At 67.9% G+C, this 20,002-nt stretch carries 21 protein-coding genes; 3 read left to right on the top strand and 18 right to left on the bottom strand.

Annotation, left to right across the window (positions count from 1 at the left end; translation table 11 throughout):
- Positions 1-50 precede the first annotated feature (50 nt).
- Positions 51-269: an MbtH family protein gene (locus tag MEBOL_RS09450; RefSeq protein ID WP_095977109.1), complete on the top strand. Its 219-nt coding sequence runs from the start codon at positions 51-53 to the stop codon at positions 267-269.
- A gap of 12 nt (positions 270-281) precedes the next feature.
- Here the strand turns inward: MEBOL_RS09450 and MEBOL_RS09445 are convergent, their stop codons facing one another.
- Positions 282-653 (bottom strand): response regulator transcription factor, encoded by a 372-nt coding sequence (locus MEBOL_RS09445; protein ID WP_095977108.1) that lies wholly within the window; start codon positions 651-653, stop codon positions 282-284.
- Positions 654-778: 125 nt separating this feature from the next.
- On the opposite strand from MEBOL_RS09445, the gene MEBOL_RS09440 reads away from it, so the two are divergent.
- Positions 779-1,150: a helix-turn-helix transcriptional regulator gene (locus tag MEBOL_RS09440; RefSeq protein ID WP_095977107.1), complete on the top strand. Its 372-nt coding sequence runs from the start codon at positions 779-781 to the stop codon at positions 1,148-1,150.
- A 14-nt stretch (positions 1,151-1,164) separates the two neighbouring features.
- On the opposite strand, the gene MEBOL_RS09435 is transcribed toward MEBOL_RS09440, so the two are convergent.
- The gene (locus MEBOL_RS09435) at positions 1,165-2,349 is read right to left on the bottom strand and encodes a DUF790 family protein (RefSeq protein WP_095977106.1); all 1,185 of its coding nucleotides are present in this window, start codon (positions 2,347-2,349) and stop codon (positions 1,165-1,167) included.
- A complete protein-coding gene (locus MEBOL_RS09430; protein ID WP_095977105.1) occupies positions 2,343-3,728 on the bottom strand; it encodes a DEAD/DEAH box helicase family protein in 1,386 nt (461 codons plus the stop codon). Before MEBOL_RS09430 ends, MEBOL_RS09435 begins: the two co-directional genes overlap by 7 nt.
- A gap of 203 nt (positions 3,729-3,931) precedes the next feature.
- On the opposite strand from MEBOL_RS09430, the gene MEBOL_RS09425 reads away from it, so the two are divergent.
- On the top strand, positions 3,932-4,339 hold the full coding sequence (locus MEBOL_RS09425; protein ID WP_095982674.1) for a response regulator: 408 nt from the start codon (positions 3,932-3,934) through the stop codon (positions 4,337-4,339).
- A 279-nt stretch (positions 4,340-4,618) separates the two neighbouring features.
- On the opposite strand, the gene MEBOL_RS09420 is transcribed toward MEBOL_RS09425, so the two are convergent.
- From MEBOL_RS09420 to MEBOL_RS09350, 15 genes are all read right to left on the bottom strand, one after another.
- Complete coding sequence (locus tag MEBOL_RS09420; RefSeq protein WP_095977104.1) at positions 4,619-5,587, bottom strand: YheT family hydrolase; 969 nt, start codon at positions 5,585-5,587, stop codon at positions 4,619-4,621.
- Between the two features lie 13 nt (positions 5,588-5,600).
- Positions 5,601-5,891: a YkgJ family cysteine cluster protein gene (locus MEBOL_RS09415; RefSeq protein WP_095977103.1), complete on the bottom strand. Its 291-nt coding sequence runs from the start codon at positions 5,889-5,891 to the stop codon at positions 5,601-5,603.
- 19 nt (positions 5,892-5,910) lie between these two features.
- Entirely contained in the window at positions 5,911-6,870 is a 960-nt protein-coding gene (locus MEBOL_RS09410; RefSeq protein WP_095977102.1) for a GNAT family N-acetyltransferase, read from the bottom strand.
- Positions 6,871-6,957: 87 nt separating this feature from the next.
- Positions 6,958-7,389 (bottom strand): cytochrome C oxidase subunit IV family protein, encoded by a 432-nt coding sequence (locus tag MEBOL_RS09405; RefSeq protein ID WP_095977101.1) that lies wholly within the window; start codon positions 7,387-7,389, stop codon positions 6,958-6,960.
- Positions 7,390-7,404: 15 nt separating this feature from the next.
- Complete coding sequence (locus MEBOL_RS09400; RefSeq protein ID WP_095977100.1) at positions 7,405-8,082, bottom strand: cytochrome c oxidase subunit 3 family protein; 678 nt, start codon at positions 8,080-8,082, stop codon at positions 7,405-7,407.
- Positions 8,072-9,745 (bottom strand): cbb3-type cytochrome c oxidase subunit I, encoded by a 1,674-nt coding sequence (locus MEBOL_RS09395; RefSeq protein WP_095977099.1) that lies wholly within the window; start codon positions 9,743-9,745, stop codon positions 8,072-8,074. The genes MEBOL_RS09400 and MEBOL_RS09395 overlap by 11 nt, the downstream gene beginning before the upstream one ends.
- Positions 9,729-10,775 carry a cytochrome c oxidase subunit II gene (coxB, locus tag MEBOL_RS09390; protein ID WP_095977098.1) on the bottom strand — a complete coding sequence of 349 codons (1,047 nt, stop codon included), beginning with the start codon at positions 10,773-10,775 and terminating at the stop codon, positions 9,729-9,731. Before coxB ends, MEBOL_RS09395 begins: the two co-directional genes overlap by 17 nt.
- Positions 10,772-11,641 carry an SCO family protein gene (locus tag MEBOL_RS09385; RefSeq protein ID WP_095977097.1) on the bottom strand — a complete coding sequence of 290 codons (870 nt, stop codon included), beginning with the start codon at positions 11,639-11,641 and terminating at the stop codon, positions 10,772-10,774. The genes coxB and MEBOL_RS09385 overlap by 4 nt, the downstream gene beginning before the upstream one ends.
- Before the next feature lie 27 nt (positions 11,642-11,668).
- Entirely contained in the window at positions 11,669-12,139 is a 471-nt protein-coding gene (locus tag MEBOL_RS09380) for a hypothetical protein (RefSeq protein ID WP_095977096.1), read from the bottom strand.
- The gene (locus MEBOL_RS09375) at positions 12,136-13,347 is read right to left on the bottom strand and encodes a hypothetical protein (RefSeq protein WP_095977095.1); all 1,212 of its coding nucleotides are present in this window, start codon (positions 13,345-13,347) and stop codon (positions 12,136-12,138) included. Before MEBOL_RS09375 ends, MEBOL_RS09380 begins: the two co-directional genes overlap by 4 nt.
- Positions 13,344-13,913: a c-type cytochrome gene (locus MEBOL_RS09370; RefSeq protein ID WP_095977094.1), complete on the bottom strand. Its 570-nt coding sequence runs from the start codon at positions 13,911-13,913 to the stop codon at positions 13,344-13,346. Before MEBOL_RS09370 ends, MEBOL_RS09375 begins: the two co-directional genes overlap by 4 nt.
- Positions 13,910-14,464 (bottom strand): DUF3341 domain-containing protein, encoded by a 555-nt coding sequence (locus MEBOL_RS09365; protein WP_095977093.1) that lies wholly within the window; start codon positions 14,462-14,464, stop codon positions 13,910-13,912. The genes MEBOL_RS09370 and MEBOL_RS09365 overlap by 4 nt, the downstream gene beginning before the upstream one ends.
- A gap of 2 nt (positions 14,465-14,466) precedes the next feature.
- A complete protein-coding gene (nrfD, locus tag MEBOL_RS09360) occupies positions 14,467-15,894 on the bottom strand; it encodes an NrfD/PsrC family molybdoenzyme membrane anchor subunit (protein ID WP_095977092.1) in 1,428 nt (475 codons plus the stop codon).
- Between the two features lie 3 nt (positions 15,895-15,897).
- Positions 15,898-19,137, bottom strand: coding sequence for a TAT-variant-translocated molybdopterin oxidoreductase (locus MEBOL_RS09355; protein WP_245919600.1), 3,240 nt, complete (start codon positions 19,135-19,137; stop codon positions 15,898-15,900).
- Positions 19,125-19,787 carry a cytochrome c3 family protein gene (locus MEBOL_RS09350; RefSeq protein ID WP_095977091.1) on the bottom strand — a complete coding sequence of 221 codons (663 nt, stop codon included), beginning with the start codon at positions 19,785-19,787 and terminating at the stop codon, positions 19,125-19,127. The genes MEBOL_RS09355 and MEBOL_RS09350 overlap by 13 nt, the downstream gene beginning before the upstream one ends.
- Between the last annotated feature and the right edge of the window lie 215 nt (positions 19,788-20,002).

Here is a 20,002-nt window from a genome sequence, read left to right as displayed (position 1 = left end):
GCGCGCAAGATCGTTGACCCCCGTCCTGTCAGTGGAGTGGAATGCACCCCATGAGCGATAGCGCGGACACCACCGTCTACAAGGTCGTGGTCAATCACGAGGAGCAGTACTCCATCTGGCCCGCGGACCGGGACAACGCCCTCGGCTGGAAGGACGCGGGCAAGCAGGGCACGAAGGAGGAGTGCCTCGCGTACATCAAGGAGGTGTGGACGGACATGCGCCCCTTGAGCCTTCGCAAGAAGATGGAAGAGGCGGCCAAGAAGAATTAGCCGCGCGGTGGCTCACTTCGGAGCGGCGTTCGTACCCGACAGCAGGAAGGCGCGCAGCCGCTCGGGAGGACAGGGCTTGAGCAGGATGGTGATGCCGGGCGGGATGATGTCGCGTCCGGGCAGTTGCGTGGTGTGCAGCCCGCAGAGCGTGGCGGGATGGCGGGCCCGCAGCGCCGCGATCAATGACAACCCATCCATGCCCGGCAGGATGTACGCGGCGATGACGACCGAGGGGGGTTCTTCCTCGGCCATGCGCAGGGCTTCTTCCGCGCTGGTCGCCGCGCGCTTGATGCCGGGCACGTCCCGCAGCAGCCGGCGCAACGCGGAGAGCTGCAGCGGATCCTCATCGACGAAAAGAAAGGAGGGCGCGGCGTCCGTGGTCATCCGGGAACCCCCGGGCTGGGTATGTAACGTGACGGGTCCTCGGACGGACATACTACCCCAGTCGTCCTGGGAAACCAACCTCCCGAGTCATATTGCCACCGATGAACCACTCGGGTCCCGGGACAATGGCAAAAAAGCTCGCAACCAGGCTGGGAGAGTGCGCACGTGCAGCCCGGCAGCGCCTCAACCTCACACAAGAAGACGTGGCGGAGCGTGTGGGCATCGCCACGGAAGTGTATGGGCGCCTGGAGCGGGGAAACATGCTTCCGAGCGTACCCACCTTCCGCAAGCTGTGCGCCGTGCTCTCGCTGTCCGCGGACGAGGCGCTGGGCCTCGCCAGCGAGGCGTCCGTGTCGTGGACGCCCCCTCCCTCGCCACCCGAGGCCAGTGAGCCCGCGGAACTGCGCCGCCTGCTGCGCCGCGCGCGCTCGTTGGACCGCAATTCCCTGCGTGTGCTGAGCCTCGTGGCCGCGCACCTGGGACAGAAGAACGGGTAGCTCGGACGTTCGTCTCACGGGGAGAGCCTCGCGCGCAGCCTCTTCGCCGATGGAAAACCATGGAAGAGCACGACCTGTGGGTGTGCCTCCAGTGCCTCACGCTCCTGGGTGCCCTTGGCGAGCGCCCGATCCACTCCCAACAACAGTCCCTCATCTGGACGCGAGCGCAACTCTTCGAGCCGCCGCGCCAGGGGACCCGCGTGCCACGCATGGAAGAGTTCCAGCGCCACCTCGCGCCGCGTCGTGCGGTGACGGAACGTCACATCCGGCACGCACAGCCCCGTGGCGCCCACGTTCCGGGGCAGTGGCAAGAGGTCCAGCTCCCACTCCGCGTCATCGAAGCCCTCCGCCAGCGATGCCACCTCGGGAGGGATGTGGCCCAGCGCGGACCCATGAGGTGACACCAGGGGATCCTTCTCGTCCAGAATCAGGGTCACCTTCCGGCGGGACGTCTCCAGGTCGGCGGTGAGCTGCCAACGGGTGAGCACGGGCACCACCGACAGGAAGCTCGCCAGTTGCAGGCCGTACTTCTTCTGCAGCGCGAGCATGGCGCCCGGGCCCTCCACGTCCAGCACCCAGTCCTCGCCCTCCCGGCGCACCTCGGCCACCAGCCGGCAGAACTTGAGCCAGCGCAGCACCTTGCGCACGCGCAGCAGCTCGGGGGCTCGTGCCCGGAGGGTCAGCCGCCGCGCGTCGAACAGCGGCCCCTGGGCGAGCGCGAGGTTGTAGCGATCCAGCAGCTGCGTGGGGGAGAGCGCGTCCCAGTCCAACAGCCGCCGGTGACCTGGCAGGTCGGCATACAGGGACTCGCGCAGGTCGGCCAGGGGGCGGGAAAACGCCTCCGCGAGCCGCGCCTCGTACTCCTCCACGCGCGCGTCCGGGGGGAGCGCCCGGCGCACCCGCGCCGCCTCCTGGAAGAGCGCGGCGCGCGCCTCGGTGGCCCCTTCCTGGGGCTCGTCGAAGCGCATCCGATCCACCAGGAGCTTCACCAGTCCCCGGGCCACCTTGGGCCGTGCGTACGCGCCCGCCTGGAGGCCCAGGGCCTCCTCCACCTCGTCGCGCGAGCGTCCCTGTGCTGCTTCCACGCTGGTGATCAACTCTCCCGCGAGCGCGAGCAGTCCTGGATCCTCACGCTTGACGAAGGAGGGCCGCAACTTCGCGTCCCGCGTGCGGAAGAGGAGCAACTCGCGCGTCAGCATGCCTCTCCCTCTCCTTCCTGGTAGGCGCGGTGTTGGCGCCGGCGCTCGCTGATGGAGGACTCGGCCGTCTGCGCCGAGCACACCTCGTACAGGAGGGCGCGCTTGCCCGGGCGCTGGCGGAGGATGCGGCCCAGGCGCTGCACGTGCTCTCGCACGCTTCCACTGCCGCTGAGCACGATGCCCACGCGCGCTTCCGGCACGTCCACGCCCTCGTTGAGCACCCGCGAGGTGAGCAGCACCGGCAGTTCTCCGCTCGCGAAGGAGGCCAGCAGCGCCTTGCGCTCGGGCACGGGCGTGTGGTGCGTGAGCGCCGGCAGGAACAGCCGCCGCGCGAGCGTGTACACCGTCTCGTTGTCGTCGGTGAAGACGATGGCCCGGTCCTCGCGGTGTTCGAGCAGCACGCGCCAGAGCACGTCCAGCTTCGCGCTCGAGGTGAGGGCGATGCGGCGCTGTTCGCGGTAGGCGCGGTGGGCCGCGCGGCCCTCGTCCGTGCGCTGGCTCTCCGCCAGGAAGCGCGCCCAGCCCTCGGGCACGTCGAAGCGGATGCCCCGGCCGCGGATGAAGGCGAGGTAGCGCGCCCGGGCCTCGTCGTGCCGTGTCTGCTCCGAGGGGGTGAGGGGCACCTCGATGCGGCGCACCTCGTAGGGGGCCAGGTAGCGGCCCTGCAACTCGCGGATGTCCGTGCGGTGCACGAGCGGCCCGAGCAGCTCCTCGCACACGCGCTCGCCTCCGTCGGTGCGCTCCAACGTGGCGGTGAGCCCCAGCCGGTAGGGCGCGAGCGAGCCCTCGGCGATGAAGCGGTAGCTGGGCGCTGGGAGATGGTGGCACTCGTCGCACACGAGCAGGCCGAAGTGGTTGCCGTGGAACTCGGTCTGCATCGCCGCCGAGTCGTAGGTCGTCACCGTGAGGGCCCGCCGGTCACTCACTCCTCCGCCGAGCATGCCCACCGGTTGCCCGAGATGCCGCGACAGTACGCCCTGCCACTGCGTCATCAGGTCCAGCGTGGGGACGACCACCAGGGTGGGGCGTTTGACCTGGGCGATGGCCAGCACCGCGAGCAGTGTCTTGCCCGCGCCGGTGGGCAGCTCCACCAGTCCCCGTCCGCCCGCCCGACTCCATGCGTCCAGCGCGGCCTTCTGGTGGGGGAAGGGTTCCACGGGGCTCGTGAGCGCCACCTCCAGCGGCTCGAAGCGCCGGGCCCGGTCCTCATAGGGGACACCCAGCTCGCGCAGCCGCAGCACCACGTCCCGGTAGTGCCGGGCGGCTGTCCGGAAGACCCCTGTGCGCGCATCCCGCTGGAACAGGCCGCGCAAGGCTCCATCGTCGGGCAGCGTGGGCGCCACGAGGGTACCGCAGTCGAAGTGGAGCTCGGTCGCCATGAGATGGGGGAGAGTTCGGAGTAACCCGATTTTCGCACCCGCGCCAGCACATGACCTTCCACGTCTCCTTGCCTGCCCATGGAGCCGTCCAGGACATGGGACCATGGGAGTCTCCTGGAAGGCGAAGTGGGTCTGAAAACGCACAGAGGGTGCGTGCGGGGGCTCTCCTCTTCGTCCGCCATTGCCCCTACGCTGCGCCCCGCATGCGGCGCATCGTCATCCTGAGTCCTCACCGGCCCTCCCGGGAGTTGCTGTCCCGTCTGTTGGCGGAGCCGGACCTGTCCGTGGTCGCCATGGCGGACGCGGATGAAGTCCTGGATGCGCTCGCGGAAGAAGAGCCCGCCCTGGTGGTGGTGGATGCGCGCCGGCCGGACGAGGATTCACCGTTGATGTTGGGGCTGCTCAAGCGGCGCTATCCGCGTCAGCCGCTCATCACCCTGGTGCCCGGCCGCCTGCGGGTCTTCGATGGAAACGAGGAGCGCGTGCGGGAAGTGCATGACGGCTCGGCGGAGGGGCTTCACGTCCTGCTCGCGGAGTTGCAGCGCGCCACGCGGGACCTGCTCGCCCAACATCTGCTTCGGGTGCTCCGTCCGCCGACGGGTGAGGCCTGAACCGTCTTTTCCTCCGCTCGGGGTCCGCCTCCCTGGCGCTTTTACGGACGGGCACGCTCGCGCCGTCCGTGTAACCCCTTGAAATGACGAGTCACACGCCCTGCGGCGGGGATGGCACGGCGCGTGCTCATGCGTTCGTGCGCTGACCGGGGGAGGGGCGGCGGGGGCTTCGGGGTGGGCGGTGGGGCCGCCGAGCCCCGGGGCCGTCGGGGGGGACGGAAAGCGGGGCGAGGGGGGCGCCCAGGGAGGAGCCCGGCTGGTGGGGGCCAGCCGGGCTTTTCACTTCTGGGAGGCGAAGAAGGCCAGGACCTGGGCCTCTCCCCAGAAGAAGGGCGAGACGGGGCTTCCCGCGACGAAACCGACATGGCCTCCTCGGGCGGTCACCACGGGATGGACGAGGGGATTCGCGCCCATGTCACGGGGATGGGTGGAGGCGGGAATCATCGGATCATCCTCGGCGCTCAGCAGCAGGGTGGGGCGGCGGATGCTGTGGAGGCGCGGGCCCGAGGAGGCCTCGGCGTAGTAGTGCTCCGCGCCACGGAAGCCATGCAAGGGGGCGGTGACGGCATCGTCGAAGGCGCGGATGGTGCGGGCGCGCTCCAGGGCGCCCCGGTCGAAGGCGCCGGGGAATCGGCGGAGCTTCTCCCGGGCCTTGTCCTTGAGGGTGCGCAGGAAGCGATCCCGGTAGAGGCGTGCGAAGGGGCCGGGTGCGTCGAGCGCATCCGCGCAGGCGCTCAAGTCGAAGGGCGCGCTCACGGCGGCGGCGGCGGCGATGGGCGAGGTGTCCCCCGTCTCCTCCATCAGCCGCAGGAGCACGTTGGCGCCGAGCGAGAAGCCCACCGCGTAGAGCGGCCCGGTGAGGCGCTGGCGCAGGTGCAGCATCACCGAGAGCGCGTCGTGGATGTCCCCCGAGTGGTAGGAGCGCGCGAGCCGGTTGGTCTCTCCGCCGCAGGAGCGGAAGTTGATGGCGGTGGCGCCCCAGCCCCGGTCGGCCGCGCCGCGCAGGATGGCGGTGATGTAGCCAGAGCGCGAGGAGCCCTCGAGGCCGTGCAGGGTCACCACGTGGGGGGCGCCCGTGGGTCCGTCGAAGGAGTCCAGGTCGACGAAGTCCCCGTCGGGCAGTTCCCAGCGCTCGCGCTTCATGGGGGGCACGTGCGTGGGGCGCACGAGCGAGGCGTAGATGGTCTGCGCGTGGGGCGAGGCGAGGCCACGCGCGGGGGCGAAGGGCTCGGTGGGTTGGAAGGGCACGGACGGGGGGATATCACCCGCGGCGGGCCTGGCGCATGGAGGAACACCCTCCCTGGCGCACCCGTTCCGCCTCGTGCGTCAGCTCGAAGAGCGCCAGGTACTTGTGCACGCGCTCCTCGAGGGTGGGGGCTTCGATGCGCTGACACACCTCGTCGGCCTGGTAGTCGCGGCAGACCTGGGGGCGCCGGTCATACACCGTGCACAGGTTGTCGGCGCCGAGGTGGGGGCAGCGCAGACCCAGGGGCTTGTCGAGCGCGGCGATGTCCGGCGCCACGCAGCAGGCGCCACAGCGGGTGCATTCCATGGAGGAGGAGGACCCTACCTCAAACCCACAGCCCTCGCGGCACCGGGGGAAGGGCGGCCGGCGACAGGGAGAAATCCGTCCGCAGGGGCCGCACCATGGGCAGCGCGTCCTCGCGGGCCACGCGTTGGGCGTCCGGGAGCGCGGCGAGCAGGGCCTCGTGTCCGGGTTCCTCCCAGAGCACCACGCGGGACAGTCCCACGCGGTGGGCTTCGTGCTGGGCGGCGCTCAACAGGGCGTGGGCGGCCTCGGGAGAGCGCGCATCGAGCCACAGCACGACGAGCGCGTGGTTCCTCGCCACGAAGCTCCAGAGGAGGGTGTCGTTCCCCCAGGTCGCGCCGAGCGAGGGGGGCAGGGGACGTCCGAGGTGCTCGGCATAGATGCGCCCCCGCTCGAGGTGCCAGTCGAGCTGTTCAGCCGAGGGCCAGAAATAGAAGGGCCCTTCGGGTGGGCGCAGACGCGCGAGCACGGGCGCGAGGCCGGACGACTGGGGCAGCAGGTGGACGGAGGCCGAGGAGGGCGCGGGCGAGGCGGGCAGGTGCCAGTCCCAGGCGGGCAGCGGCTGGTATCCCGAGCGCGCGTAGAGGCGGGGGCCCACGTCGGAGAAGAGCAGGGCGGCGTGAACGTGGGGCCGCTGGGACAGCTCGGCGGCGAGGAGATCCATCAGGCGCGTGGCATGTCCCTGGCCGCGCAGGCGTGGCTCGGTGAAGACACTGGCGATGGAGAAGCTATCGCCCGGGAGGAGTGCCCCGTCGGGGCCGCGCAGGAAGCTCCGGGTGCGGAAGGTCTCGCACGAGGCGAGGACTTCTCCGTCCTCCGCGCACAGCAGCCAGGTGCGCATGTCCGCGCGGGACCAGGGGTGCTCGCGCAGCCGCCGCTCGCGGCTGGCGTAGGCCTCGGGGGTGAGGAGCTTGCCCCACTCCGAGTAGGTGAGGGCATCGCGTTCGGCCTTCTGCGAATCGGTGGCGGGCACGAGGTGCATGGGCGGGGCCTCCTCGTCCCGCGAAAAGAAACGCGGCGCCGGGAACGAGTCCTCGGCGCCGCGGAGAAAGACGTCTCGTGGGACGTCTCAGTGGGTCGGAACCAACGGCGCCGGACCTTGCGTGCCCTCGTAGGGGAGGGACTGGCCCGTGGCGACCGGCCACTGCGAGGGGTGGCCGTTGGGCGCCAGCGTGGGACGGAAGCGCGTGCCGATGTCGAACAGCGTGAAGAGCAGCAGCAGCACCACGAACAGCATGGAGCAGCCGAACACGAGCCGGTTGGCGCCCTGGTGCTCGGACAGGTGCATGAAGTAGAGCGCCACCAGGGTGCCCTTCACCGAGGCGATCACCAGCGCCAGCGCCAGACCCCAGTCGGGCATGTGCATGCGACCCGTCACCACCGTGACGACGGTGAGGATCATCAGCGCCACCCAGATGATGACGTAGACGCCGGGGCCCGAGTGCTGCTCGTGCCGCATTTCCTGTGCTTCCTTGGACGACTCATTCGCGATCGCGGACATGGAAGGACGGTTCCCTTAGATGAGGTACAGCATGGGGAAGAGGAAGATCCACACCAGGTCCACGAGGTGCCAGTACATGCTGCCCAGCTCGACCGCGGTGTAGTTGCGGCCGCTGAACTCGTTGCGGTTGGCCTTGATGGTGATCCACCCCAGCACGATCATGCCGATGACGACGTGGAAGCCGTGCAGACCCGTCGAGAGGAAGTAGATGGCGTAGTACATCGGCACGCCCGCCACCTGCAGCTCGGGGTTGGGATCGGAGAAGTACGGACCGGGCAGCTGGCCCACGTGGAACTTGTGGGAGTACTCGAAGTACTTGATGACGAGGAAGCCCAGCGCCATGAGGATGGTGAGCACGAACATCACCACCACCATCTTGTTCTTCGCCTCCTTGGCGTAGTGCACCGCCATGGCGGCGGTGAACGAGGAGGTGATGAGCACGATGGTGTTGACGGTGCCCAGCATCAGGTCCAGGTGCCGGCTGGCGGCCGCGAACCCGTCGTGGAACATGAAACGGTAGTTCGCGTAGATGACGAACAGACCGGCGAAGAGCAGGATTTCCGTGGCCAGGAACAGCCACATGCCCAGGCGGGCCGCGTGCTGCTGCACGTCGAGCGACGCGAAGTGCGCGGCGACCTGCGGTACGGGGGGGACCCCGGCCGGGTGGGCCGGGGCGGCGGCGTTAGACTGCATGGGGTTCCTCGGCCTTCTGGGGATCCACGTAGAAGTGGGGCTCCTCGGTGTAGATGGGCTGGGGACCCACGAAGTTGTGGGTCGGAGGAGGGGACTCGGTCAGCCACTCATACCCCTTGCTGTTCCAGGGGTTGGCCGCCGCCTTCTCGCCGTACACCAGCGCGTAGACGAGGTAGATGGCGCTGACGATGAAGCCGAGCGCCAGCAGGGACGCGCCGGCCGTGGAGGCCACGTTGAGCGTCTGGAAGCGCTCCGGGTACTCGTAGTAGCGCCGCGGCATGCCCGCGTTGCCCAGGAGGAACTGGGGGATGAACGTGGCGTTGAAGCCCAGGATGATGAGCGCCGCGGACACCAGGCCCCACCCCTCGTGGTACATCTTCCCGAACATCTTGGGGAACCAGTAGTGGATGGCCGCCATGAAGGCCATGATCGTCGCGCCCACCATGATGAAGTGGAAGTGCGCCACCACGAAGTAGGTGTCGTGCCAGGGCACGTCCAGGGACGCCGTGGCGAAGGCCACGCCCGTCATGCCGCCGAACACGGTGAAGTAGAGGAAGCCGCAGAAGTAGGCGAAGGGCGTCTTGAAGTCGACCGCGCCCTTGTAGACGGTGCCTACCCAGTTGAAGACCTTGATGGCGGTGAACACGCCCACCAGCATGGTGAGCACCGCGAACACGCCCGCGTTGAACGTGGACTGGCCGGACACGAACATGTGGTGGCCCCAGGCGAAGAAGCCCACGAACGCGATGCCCAGCGAGGAGAACGCCACGGCGCGGTAGCCGAAGATGTTCTTGCGGCTGAACGCGGCGACGATCTCGCTCATCACGCCGAAGGACGGCAGCACCATGATGTACACGGCGGGGTGCGAGTAGAACCAGAACAGGTGCTGGAAGAGCACCGGATCTCCACCGCGCGCCGGATCGAAGATGCCGAAGTGGAAGAGCTGCTCACCCACCACCAGCAGCAGCACGAGGCCGAGCACCGGCGTGGCCAGCACCTGGATGCACGCCGTGGCGTACATGGCCCACACGAACAGGGGCATCTTGAACCAGGTGATGCCCGGCGCCCGCATGGTGTGCGTGGTGACGATGAAGTTGAGGCCCGTGGCGATGGAGCTGAAGCCGATGATGAACGCGCCAAAGAGGATGGGCGCCACCGTCGTCGTCGTGTGCGTGCTGTAGGGCGTGTAGAACGTCCAGCCCGTGTCCATGCCGCCGTTGATCATTCCCCAGATGGCGATGACCGCGCCGATGAGCAGCAGGTAGAGCGACAGCAGGTTGAGCCGCGGGAAGGCCACGTCCTTGGCTCCCAGCATCAGCGGCAGCATGAAGTTGCCGAAGGCGCCGGGGATGGCGGGGATCATGAACAGGAAGATCATCACCACGCCATGCATGGTGAAGGCGCGGTTGTACGTCATCGCGTCGATGATGGTCGGACCCGGCGTGAGCAGCTCCAGGCGGACCACCAGCGCGTACGTGCCGCCGATGAGGAAGAAGAGCAGGACCCAGATGAGGTACATCACGCCGATGCGCTTGTGGTCGAGCGTCAGCAGCCACGACTTCACCGTGGTGCCATCGACCAGGTAGCTCGGATGGTGTTCGTGGTGCTCATCCGGCGCGGGCACGGCGCCCGGCACGGCTTCAGCGCTACTGGATGGGCTCATAGACAGGTCCTTGTGAGGCACCGGTGCGGATGTCCGGGGTGCGCAGGGTCTTGATGTACTCGACGATGGCCGCCGTCTGCGGTCCCGTCAGCTTGCCCTGGAAGGTGGGCATGACGTTGGGGAAGCCCGTCACCAGGTGGGCTCCCGGGTCCATCATGGACTGGGTGATGTAGGCCTCGTCCACGCGCAGGCTGGTGCCGTCCTGCAGCGTCTCCGTGCGGCCGTACATACCCTGGAACGTGGGGCCGATGTGCGGCTCGCCATTGACGGTGTGGCACTTGAAGCAGCCCACCTCGGCGGCGACCTTCTGGCCCTGGTCGGCCATGCGCGCGGGCTCGGGCTCGAGGCTCAGGTCCGCGAGCGCGTCCTGGCGGTTCTGCAGGCTGCCCTTGCGCTGCTCCTTGGCCCACGCGTCCCACTCCTCCTCGGAGAGGACGACCACCTCACCCAGCATCTTGGAGTGAGACAGGCCGCAGTACTCGGTGCAGAGGATCTGGTACGTGCCGGGCTTGGTGGCCTCGAACCAGGTCTGCGTGTAGCGGCCCGGCACCGCGTCCATCTTGATGCGGAAGGCCGGGACGAAGAACGAGTGGAGCACGTCGCGCGAGGTGATGAGCAGACGCACCGGGCGGTTGGCCGGCACGTGCAGCACGTTCACGCCGTTGGGGCCCTCCGGGTAGGAGAACTTCCACATCCACTGCTTGCCCATGACGTAGACGTCCATGGCGTTCTTGGGCGGCGTCTGCACGAAGACGAAGTCCCGGAAGCCGATGACGAACCACGCCAGGAAGAAGACGAGCGGCAGCGAGACGAAGAGGAACTCCGTCTTCACCGACGGGATGACGTACTCCGTCGTCTGGTGATCCGAGCGGCGCCGGTAGCGGAAGAAGAAGTAGAGAGCCGCGGTGCCCGTGACGAACGAGCTCAACATCGTCACGCTGACGACGAAGTAGTGGAGGTTGTCCACTCGTTCCGCGAAGGTCGAGGCCTGCTCCGGGAGGAACAGGAGTTTGTTCAGCAACTCGTTCATGCTGCTGCGCCTTTCTTCAGCTCACGCCTCCAGTAGTACGCGAGCATGCTCGCGAGCGCGCCGAAGATCATGAGCGCGCCAATCCGGAGGAATCCAAAGATGTAGAAGCCGTACCGCCGAGTGGCGGTGTCATACTTGAAGCAGGTCAGGACGATACGATCAAAACTGGTACCCACCCGGCCGCCCGCCGCTTCCACCAAGGCGAGCTTCATGTCCTGGGGCCTGAAGGACGTGCCGTACAGGTAGCGGGACATGGAGCCTTCCGGCGTGAGGACATGCACCACCGCCGGGTGGACGTACTGCTTGCTCGTCGCGTCATAGGCGAACTTGAAGCCCACCGAGTCCGCCAGCCGCTGGATGTTGGACTCGGTGCCCGTGAGGAAGTGCCACGGGGCCGTTTCGGGCAGACCCATGGACTGCAGGTGCTTGCGGCGCCGCTCGAGACTCTGCGCGGGCGTGTCCTGCGGGTCGATGCTCACCGTCACCGCCTCGTAGTCCTTGCCAAGCTCGAGCCCCAGCTCGCGCATGGTGCGGATCTGCTCGTTGATGACGAGGTTACAGAGCAGGGGGCAGTTGTAATACACGAGCGTGAGCAGCACCGGCCGGGTCCGCGGCAGCACGTCCTTGAGCACCACCGGCGTGCCCGAGGAATCGGTGAACTGGGCCTCCAGGGCGACCAGCTCACCGAGGTGCTCCTGCACGTCCACGCCCTTGACCTGCGGAGGGGTGTCGGACTGGGCATCGATGATGCTCTGCGGGGTGCGTCCGCCGCCAGGAAGCGCGGACGCCGGCGACCCGGCGCCAAGCGCCAGGACCAGCGCCGCCAACGCGGCGCGCGGATTCATGCAAGAGAAGGGGGTGTACATCGTGCTTCTGCCTCTCTTACCGCGAGACTACTGCTGAGGGGACGGCGGTTGCGGCTCGGGAGCGGGTTCCGGCTGGCCCCGGTTGGCCGCGTGCTCGCCGATGATCTGATCCATCGCCTGCGAGATGGGCACGTGGGCGCGCACACCCGGCTGATCCCCCGTGCCCTCGTCCAGGGACTTCTGCTGCGCGGCGATCTTCTCCTCCGCGTGCGTGTCCTGGCTGAAGAGCCGCTGGTTGACGATGCCGATCTCGTAGGCCGTCTTGAAGTCCTTGTCCGGCGTGATGAGGGCCGGAATGGGCGCGGGACCCCCGGGAGCGAACTCCTCGGTGGTGGCGATCTGCAGCCGCCAGGCCCAGATTCCGCCCACGATGAAGATGACGAGGGCGCCCACACCCACCTGGACGACCTTGCCGGTGAGGATGTGGTCCTCCTCGGCGGAAACGCCGTGCGCGCCGTGGATGACGCGCGACTCGAGCTCCACCTGGGACTTCTTCATGGCTGCACGTACCTCAGGGACTCAGAGATGTAGGGATCCTTCACGGGAACCGTATACCGGCCCTTGCTCAGCCAGAAGGCGCCCGCCACCGCGATGCCACCCACGCCCACGAAGGAAGTGAGGAGCGACCAGTGGAAGGACGGACCCTGCGGCGAGAACGCAGGCCAGATGAGCCAGTACAGGTCCACGGCGTGGATGACCAGCAGGTAGACGCCGATGACGGCCAGGGCCCGCGGCCGCAGCTTCAGCTTGCGCGATAGCAGCGTGAAGAAAGGCACCACGAAGTGGCCCAGCAGCAGCGACACGGACACGGGCAGCCAGGGTCCCTCGATGCGCAGCTTGTACCAGCCCGCCTCTTCCGGGAGGTTGGCGATCCAGATGAGGAAGAACTGGGAGAAGGCGATGTAGGCCCAGAACGCCGTGAAGGCGAACATGAGCTTGCCGAGGTTGTGGTAGTGCGCCGTGGTCACCAGCGATCCGTACCCGTCCTTGTCCTGGGCGTTCACCGAGACGATCGTCACGATGCAGAAGGCGGCCAGGAAGCTACCGGCGAAGTAGTAGACGCCGAAGATGGTGCTGAACCACAGGGGCGTGAGCGTCATCAGCCAGTCGAAGGCCGCGAACGTCATGGTCAGCGCCAGGAAGGGCAGGGTGCCCGGCGCGAAGCGCCGCTGCTTGGCCGTCAGCTCCAACTCGCCCGTGGTGTCCTGTTGCAGGCTCCAGGAGCGCAGCCGCCAGGACACGAAGATCCACGTGAAGAAGTAGATGGCCTGGCGGATGTAGAAGAAGGGCAGGTTGAGGTAGGGGTGCTTGTGGTGCAGGTGGTGCAGTTCCACGGGGGTGAACTTCACGCCGTCCGTGCCGGGGAAGACCCAGTTGTGGTCATCTACCCAGGGGAAGATGTTCTTGGCCCCGAAGATGATGGGCAGCAGCAACACGGCGAAGAACACCACGCTCGAGCCCATGGTCTCCATCGTGCGGCGCAGCACGATGATCCACTTGACCTTGGCGGTGTGGAAGATGGCCACCATGATGATGGAGGCCACGGCGATGCCCAGCCAGTAGCAGAACCCGAACAGGTAGCCGTACGTCGAGGCCTGGGGGTCGAGGAAGAGGCCCGCCAAGGAGGCCAGCAGGCACAGGACGCCCACGGCGCCCGCGCCCACCATTACCTTCGAGGGGCCGTCGAAACGGTCCACGGCAATCATCGGTTCTCCTGAGGCAGCGGCTGCGTGCCACCCGCCGACGAGGTGCGGGCGCGCTGCAGCGCGCGAACGTAGGCCACCACGGCCCAACGCTCCTGGATGTTGAGCTCACCCGCGAAGGACGGCATCACGCCGTAGCCCTCGGTGATGGCGACGTAGAAGTGACCATCCGGCTTGTTGGCGATCTGCTGCAGGGACGGCGGCAGACGCAGCGCCATGTTCTCGGCGACCACGCTGTTGCCGTCTCCGAGCCGACCATGACACTGGGCGCAGACGATGTTGTACTTCTTCTGGCCTTCCTCGAGCAGCGCGCGATCCACCTTGAGCGACTGGGGCAGGGCGCTGACGAACTGGCCGGCGACGCGGCCGGTGGTCAGGCCCGGGTCACCCACCAGGCGCTCGCGGGGAACGGTGCCCTCGGGCGGGGTGCGCATGGCACGGCCGTCCGCCCAGAAGGTGCTCGTCTCGTAGTACTCGTACTTGGCCTGCTCCTCCATGCGCTGGAGGAACTCGGACGGAACGTTGCAAGCGGCCAGGGCGAGCCCGGCCACGGGGATGAGCCGCCTCATTCCTTCTCTCCCGTCACGACCGTCACCTGGGTCGCGCCCAGCGACTTGAGCTGCTCCATGATGGTGTCCGCCTGCACGCTGACGGTCTTCGGCACGCTCAGCCAATAGCCGTGCGTGGTCGCCGTACGGAAGGCCTCGTGCTCATAGACCGGGTGGTAGGGCTGGGGCAGCCGGCTGAGCCCCAGCAGACCGAAGAAGATTCCGAACGCCGCGAACAACACGGTGAGCTCGAAGGTGATGGGGACGTACGCCGGCAGGCTGTAGATGGGACGGCCACCCACGTTGATGGGGTAGTCGTAGCCGTTCATGTACGCCATCATCGCGATGGCCGTGGCCATGCCGGTGAGGGCGCCGCCCAGCGCGATGAAGGGCACGCGCGAGGGGGGCAGACCGAGGGCCTCCGACCCGCCGTGCAGCGGGTAGGGAGAATAGGTGTCCATCCCCTCGTAGCCGTACTTCTCCCGCATCTGCCGGGTGGCATCCACCAGGGCCTCGGGCGTGGCGAACTCGGCGAGGAACCAGCTGTCCAGGACCTTGCTGTCAGCGGACATGGTCAGTGCGCTCCGTGGGTGTCATGGCCGTGCGCGGCGTGGTGGGCGGCGTGCTTGAGCTCGAGCTGCAGCTCCTTCACCTCGCTGATGGCCACCGCGGGCACGAACTTGAGGAAGAGAAGGAAGAGCGTGCTGAACAGGCCCAGCGTGCCGATGTAGAGGCACCAGTCCACCCAGGTGGGGCTGTACAGGTCCCACGAGGAGGGCAGGAAGTCCTGAGTCAGCGACGTCACGATGATGATGAAGCGCTCGCACCACATGCCGATGTTCACGACGATGGAGGCCACCCACATGATGGGGATGCTCGTGCGGCACTTGCGGAACCAGAAGATGTTCGGGGTGATGACGTTGCAGGCGATCATCAGCCAGTACACCTGCCAGTACGGGCCCCGCGCGCGGTTCACGTAGAAGGTCCAGATCTCGTACTCGCTGCCGGAGTACCAGGCGATGAAGTGCTCCATCATGTACCCGTAGGACACGATGAGGCCCGTCGCGAGGATGACCTTGTTCATGTTCTCCAGGTGGCGGTCGGTGATGACGTCCCGGAGATTCAGGTACTTGCGGGCGGGCACGATGAGGGTGATCACCATCGCGAAGCCGCTGAACACGGCGCCGGCCACGAAGTAGGGCGGGAAGATGGTGGCGTGCCAGCCCGGGATGAGGCCCGTGGCGAAGTCGAAGGACACGATCGTGTGCACGCTGAGCACGAGGGGCGTGGAGAGACCCGCGAGCAGCAGGTAGCCGATCTTGTAGTTGTGCCAGTGGCGGCCCGAGCCGCGCCAGCCGAGCGAGAACAGGCCGTAGACGACGCGCTGGATCTTGCCGGGGGAGGAGTCACGCAGCGCGGCCAGGTCCGGGATGAGGCCCACGTACCAGAAGAGCAGCGACACGGTGAAGTACGTGGACACGGCGAACACGTCCCAGTCCAGCGGGGAGCGGAACTGGGGCCAGGCGCCGAGCGTGCTCGGGTAGGGCAGCAGCCAGAAGGCGAACCAGGGACGCCCCGTGTGCAGCAGGGGGAACTGGCCCGCGCAGATGACCGCGAAGATGGTCATCGCCTCGGCGAAGCGGTTGATGCTCGTGCGCCACTTCTGCTGGAAGAGCAGGAGGATGGCGGAGATGAGCGTACCGGCGTGGCCGATACCGACCCACCACACGAAGTTGACGATGTCGAACGCCCAGCCGTTGGGCTGGTTGTTGCCCCACACGCCGATGCCGCGCGCGAGGGTCATCGTCACGGCGACCAGGAACATGCCCAGGCCGACCAGGGCGATTCCGAACAGCAGGAACCAGCCCTTGCCCGGCTTGCGCCAGACGTGGTCGAGCAGGGTCTCGTTGAGGGAGGCGTCGTCGTGGTGCGGCGCGACGAGCATCCGCGGCTCGAGCGGATCGACGCCCGGGGGGAGGTGGGTGGCGGCTGTCTCGGCCATGGCTTAGTGGCCTCCTTCGTGCTCCGCGGAGTGCGCGGCGGACGCGAGGGCGGGATTGGGGTTGCGAAGACGGATGAGGTGGGCGGTGCGCGGCTGAGTGCCCAGTTCCTTGAGCAGCTTGTACGCGCGCTCGTCCTGGTGGTGCTTGCTGACCGTGGAGTTCGGGTCGCTCAAGGTGCCGAAGACGATGGCCTCGGTGGGGCACGTCTGCTGGCAGGCCGTCTGCAGCTCCTTCTCGAAGATGGAGCGCTTCTCGACCCGGGCCTTGATGCGCACGCGCTCGATGCGCTGCACGCAGTAGGTGCACTTCTCCATGACGCCGCGGTTACGCACCGTGACGTCCGGGTTCATCATCATCTTCTGCGTGGGCGTCTTGTCCGCGGTGTAGTGCAGGTAGTTGAAGCGGCGGACCTTGTACGGGCAGTTGTTCGAGCAGTAACGCGTGCCGACGCAGCGGTTGTACACCATGTCGTTGAGGCCCTCGTCCGAGTGGACGGTGGCGTTCACCGGGCACACGTACTCGCACGGCGCCTTCTCGCAGTGCACGCAGGCGACGGGCTGCATGATCATCTCGGGATCATTCAGCTCGTTGCCGGAGAAGTAGCGGTCGATGCGCAGCCACTGCATCTCGCGGCTGCGGGCCACCTGCTCCTTGCCCACGACGGGGATGTTGTTCTCCGACTGGCAGGCCACCACGCACGCGGCGCAACCCGTGCAGCGCGCCAGGTCGATGGCCATGGCCCACTTGTAGCCCTGGTGGCCCTTCTCCCCGCGGCTGGTCGTCGTGTCCGTGACGTCCGGCATCAGGTTGACCTGCTCGCCCTTCACGCGGGCGAAGATGGAGCTCTCCTTGCGCTTGTCCTTCTCCAACTCGGCGCGGAACTGCTCCACCGACATGTCGAGGGCGATGGGACGGCCCTCGGTGCGCCAGTGCTGCTGGGTGAGCGAGAACTTGTGGGTGCTGGCCTTCTTCTCCAGCTTCGCTCCGCCGTCGAACCAGGGCGCGTTGATGCTGCGCACGCGGTTGGCGTTGAAGCCCACTTCCTTGGCCACCGTCTCGAACACGCCCGTGCGGCCGTAGCCCAGCGGGAGCACCACGACGTTGTCCGCCGTGCCGGGGATGACCCAGATGGGGACGTCCAGCGTGCGGCCGCCGTAGGAGAGCGTCGCCACGTCGCCGGGCTGCAGGTTCAGCTCCCGGGCGGTGGTGGGGCTCAGGTAGGCCGCGTTGTCCCACGTCATCTTCGAGATGGGATCCGGCAGCTCCTGCAGCCAGGACATGTTGGCGAACTGGCCGTCGTAGACCTTGTAGTCGGCGACGAAGTTCACCTCGAGGCCCTCGGAGGCGGGGGCCTTGTAGGCGTTCACCAGGGCGCTGGCGCCCTCGGCGTTGAGCGTGGCGGAGGCCAGGGGGGCCGAGGCGCTGTTGGGCACGATGCCCACGGACACCCACGTCTCCCACGGCGTCTCGAAGTCCTCGCCCGCGGCGGAGCGGACCCGCCAGAAGTCCCGGAGGATCTGGTAGCTGCCGCGGTACGGCTCACCGAGGAAGAGCGCGAGCAGCTCCGTGGTGGGCACGCCGTTGAAGATGGGTTGCACGAGCGGCTGCACGATGGAGATGGTTCCGTCGTGCGAGCGGCCATCGCTCCAGGACTCCAGCTCGTGCGCGGCCGGGATGAACCAGTCGGCGTACGCGCTCGTCTCGTCCTCGAAGAGCGAGGTGTAGATGACCGTGAGCTTGCCGCGGTTGGGGTTCTTCGCCGGGTCCAGCGCGTCCTGGAGGCCCAGGTCCGCGGGGGCGCGGTAGACGGGGTTCCAGGCGGTGATGACGAGGATGTCCACCGCGCCGGCGTTCAGCTCCTCCACGAGGGGACGCAGGCTGGCGGCGTCGCTGGCCTCGGTGAAGGTGTGGGGCACGTAGCTGACCGTCTGCCCCGCGTTGCCGAGCGCCGCGTTGATGGCGGCGGCCAGGGCGTGCACCGCGGCGGGCTGCCGCTCACCGGCGAGCACCACGGAGCGGCCCGTGTGGGCCTTGAGGTCGGCGGCGACGGCGTCCACCCACTTCTGGTGGTGCTCGTTGAGCTTCGCCTTCTGGCTGGCGGCGGCACCGAGGCTCGCCGCCTGGCCGCCGACGCTCGAGGCGAGGGCCGCGGCGATGGCGATGAGCTCCTGGGAGCGCGCGCGCAGGCGGTGGTCCGCCATGCCACCGGTGATGGTGTAGCGCGGCTCGGCCACGTAGAGGCGGTTGAGCTCGCCCTCGGCCGGGTCACGCCGCTTGGCGAAGGCGCGGGCGTAGGCGAGGTTCGCCGGGCGGCTCTCGAGGAAGTCCGCGTCCAGCGAGACGACGACGTCCGCCTTGGAGAAGTCGTACAGCGGGTGGGCCGGCTGGCCGAACACCGCGCGCAGACCCTCGCTGGCCGCGTCCGGGCCCACGGAGGTGTAGGCCTGGAAGCGGGCGTTGGGCAGCCGCTCCTTCACGCGCGAGCTCAGGTGGTCGAACACCGGCGAGGTGTTGGGCTCGGTGAGGAAGCGCACCCGGCCGCCACCGTTGGCCTGCACGGAGCGGATGAGCGTGTTGCCCAGGTCCTCACCGAAGGTGCGCAGCGAGCGGGGCTCCTTGCGGTAGCGCAGCACGCGCGCGCGCTGCGGGTCATACAAGGACATCAGGAAGGCCTGCTCGAACACACCGGCGGCGCCCAGGTTCACCGGGTGCTGCGGGTTGCCCTCGACCTTGATGGGACGGCCCTCGCGCGCGGTGATGAGCACGCCGGAGGTGTGTCCGCCGAACGTCATGCCCGAGGCGTAGGTCAGGGGGTTGCCCGGGACCAGCTCCGGCGGCGTGCGGGTGTAGGGCACCATGCGCTCGTCCACCGGACGGGTGGAGCAGGCGGTGGCGCCGGCCATCGCGAGCGACGCGCCGAGCAGCTGCATGAACTGGCGGCGGGCGACGCCCGTGGGCGGCAGGTCCGCGCCCTCGGGGAACTCGGGGCGGCTCTCCTCGAGGTCGTCGGGCTGGCCGAGCTTCTCCTCCAGGCTGCGCCAGTAGGTCTTGCCGTAGGCACCCTCGGTGGTCGAGGTGTGGGCGCTCTGCGCGGCCGCGTGGTCGAACGCCTCGCCCACGATGTCATGCCCGTGCTCGTGGGCATGCGCCGGGGCGGCCGCGTCCGAAACAACCGGCAGGGCGAAGGAAGCGGGGGTGTCCTTCATGGGGGCTCCGTCGAGCGTGGGCTTCAGCGGTGGCATGTGGAGCAGCTCGTGCGCGAGTGAACGTCGTTCTCGGTGGACAGCTTGTCCGCGAGTTCCTTCGCCTGGGCCGGATCCGTGGGCGGCGCCCAGGTCAGGCTGGTGATGAACTCCTGCGGACGCAGGTTCGGCCCGGGGTTGCGGTGGCAGTCCAGGCACCACTGCATGGTGAGGGGAGCCACCTGCTCGATGGCGCCCATCTCATCCACCCGGCCATGGCACGTGACGCAGCCGACACCCTTGGACACGTGGATGGCGTGGTTGAAGTAGACGAAGTCCGGCAGGTTGTGGATTCGCACCCACGGAATCGCCTGGTCCGTGAAGTAGGCCTGACGTACCTGCGCCAGGTACGGGCTCTTGTTCCACACCTGCGCGTGGCAGGACATGCAGACCGTGGTGGATGGAATGCCCGCCGACGGCGACTTCTCTACCGAGAAGTGGCAGTAGCGACAGTCGATCTGCTCGTCGCCGGCGTGGTGCCGGTGATCGAACTCGATCGGCTGTTCGATCGGGCGGTGCTGGTTGGTGACGAACGGAGACCGTACGTACGCCATCAGACCGCCAAGCGCGATCGCGGGGAGGGCAAGGAGCGCCGCGGCCGAAGCCCGCGACACCGTGTTCGTCCAGCGTGGGAAGAGAGGACCGCTCATACCAGGACCAGGGGGCTAGTCAGTGGACCACTCCGGACGTCGCTGCCGGGAGGACGGGGCGATGGGACCGGAGAAAGGCTCGGGGAGACTGGAACAAGAAGCGCATGCACGGCGTTGCTAAGGCTGCGAGGACTCCTACCTTGATAGGAGATTCGCGGAGACACCCGACCCCAACCCTCGGAAGAGATGGCGTGGGCGGGGTCGATCCTCCTCGT

The organism is Melittangium boletus DSM 14713 (assembly GCF_002305855.1).
GTDB lineage: Bacteria > Myxococcota > Myxococcia > Myxococcales > Myxococcaceae > Cystobacter > Cystobacter boletus.
The sequence above is the reverse complement of the archived record's forward strand: the minus strand, read 5'-3'. Positions and strand labels throughout refer to the sequence as shown.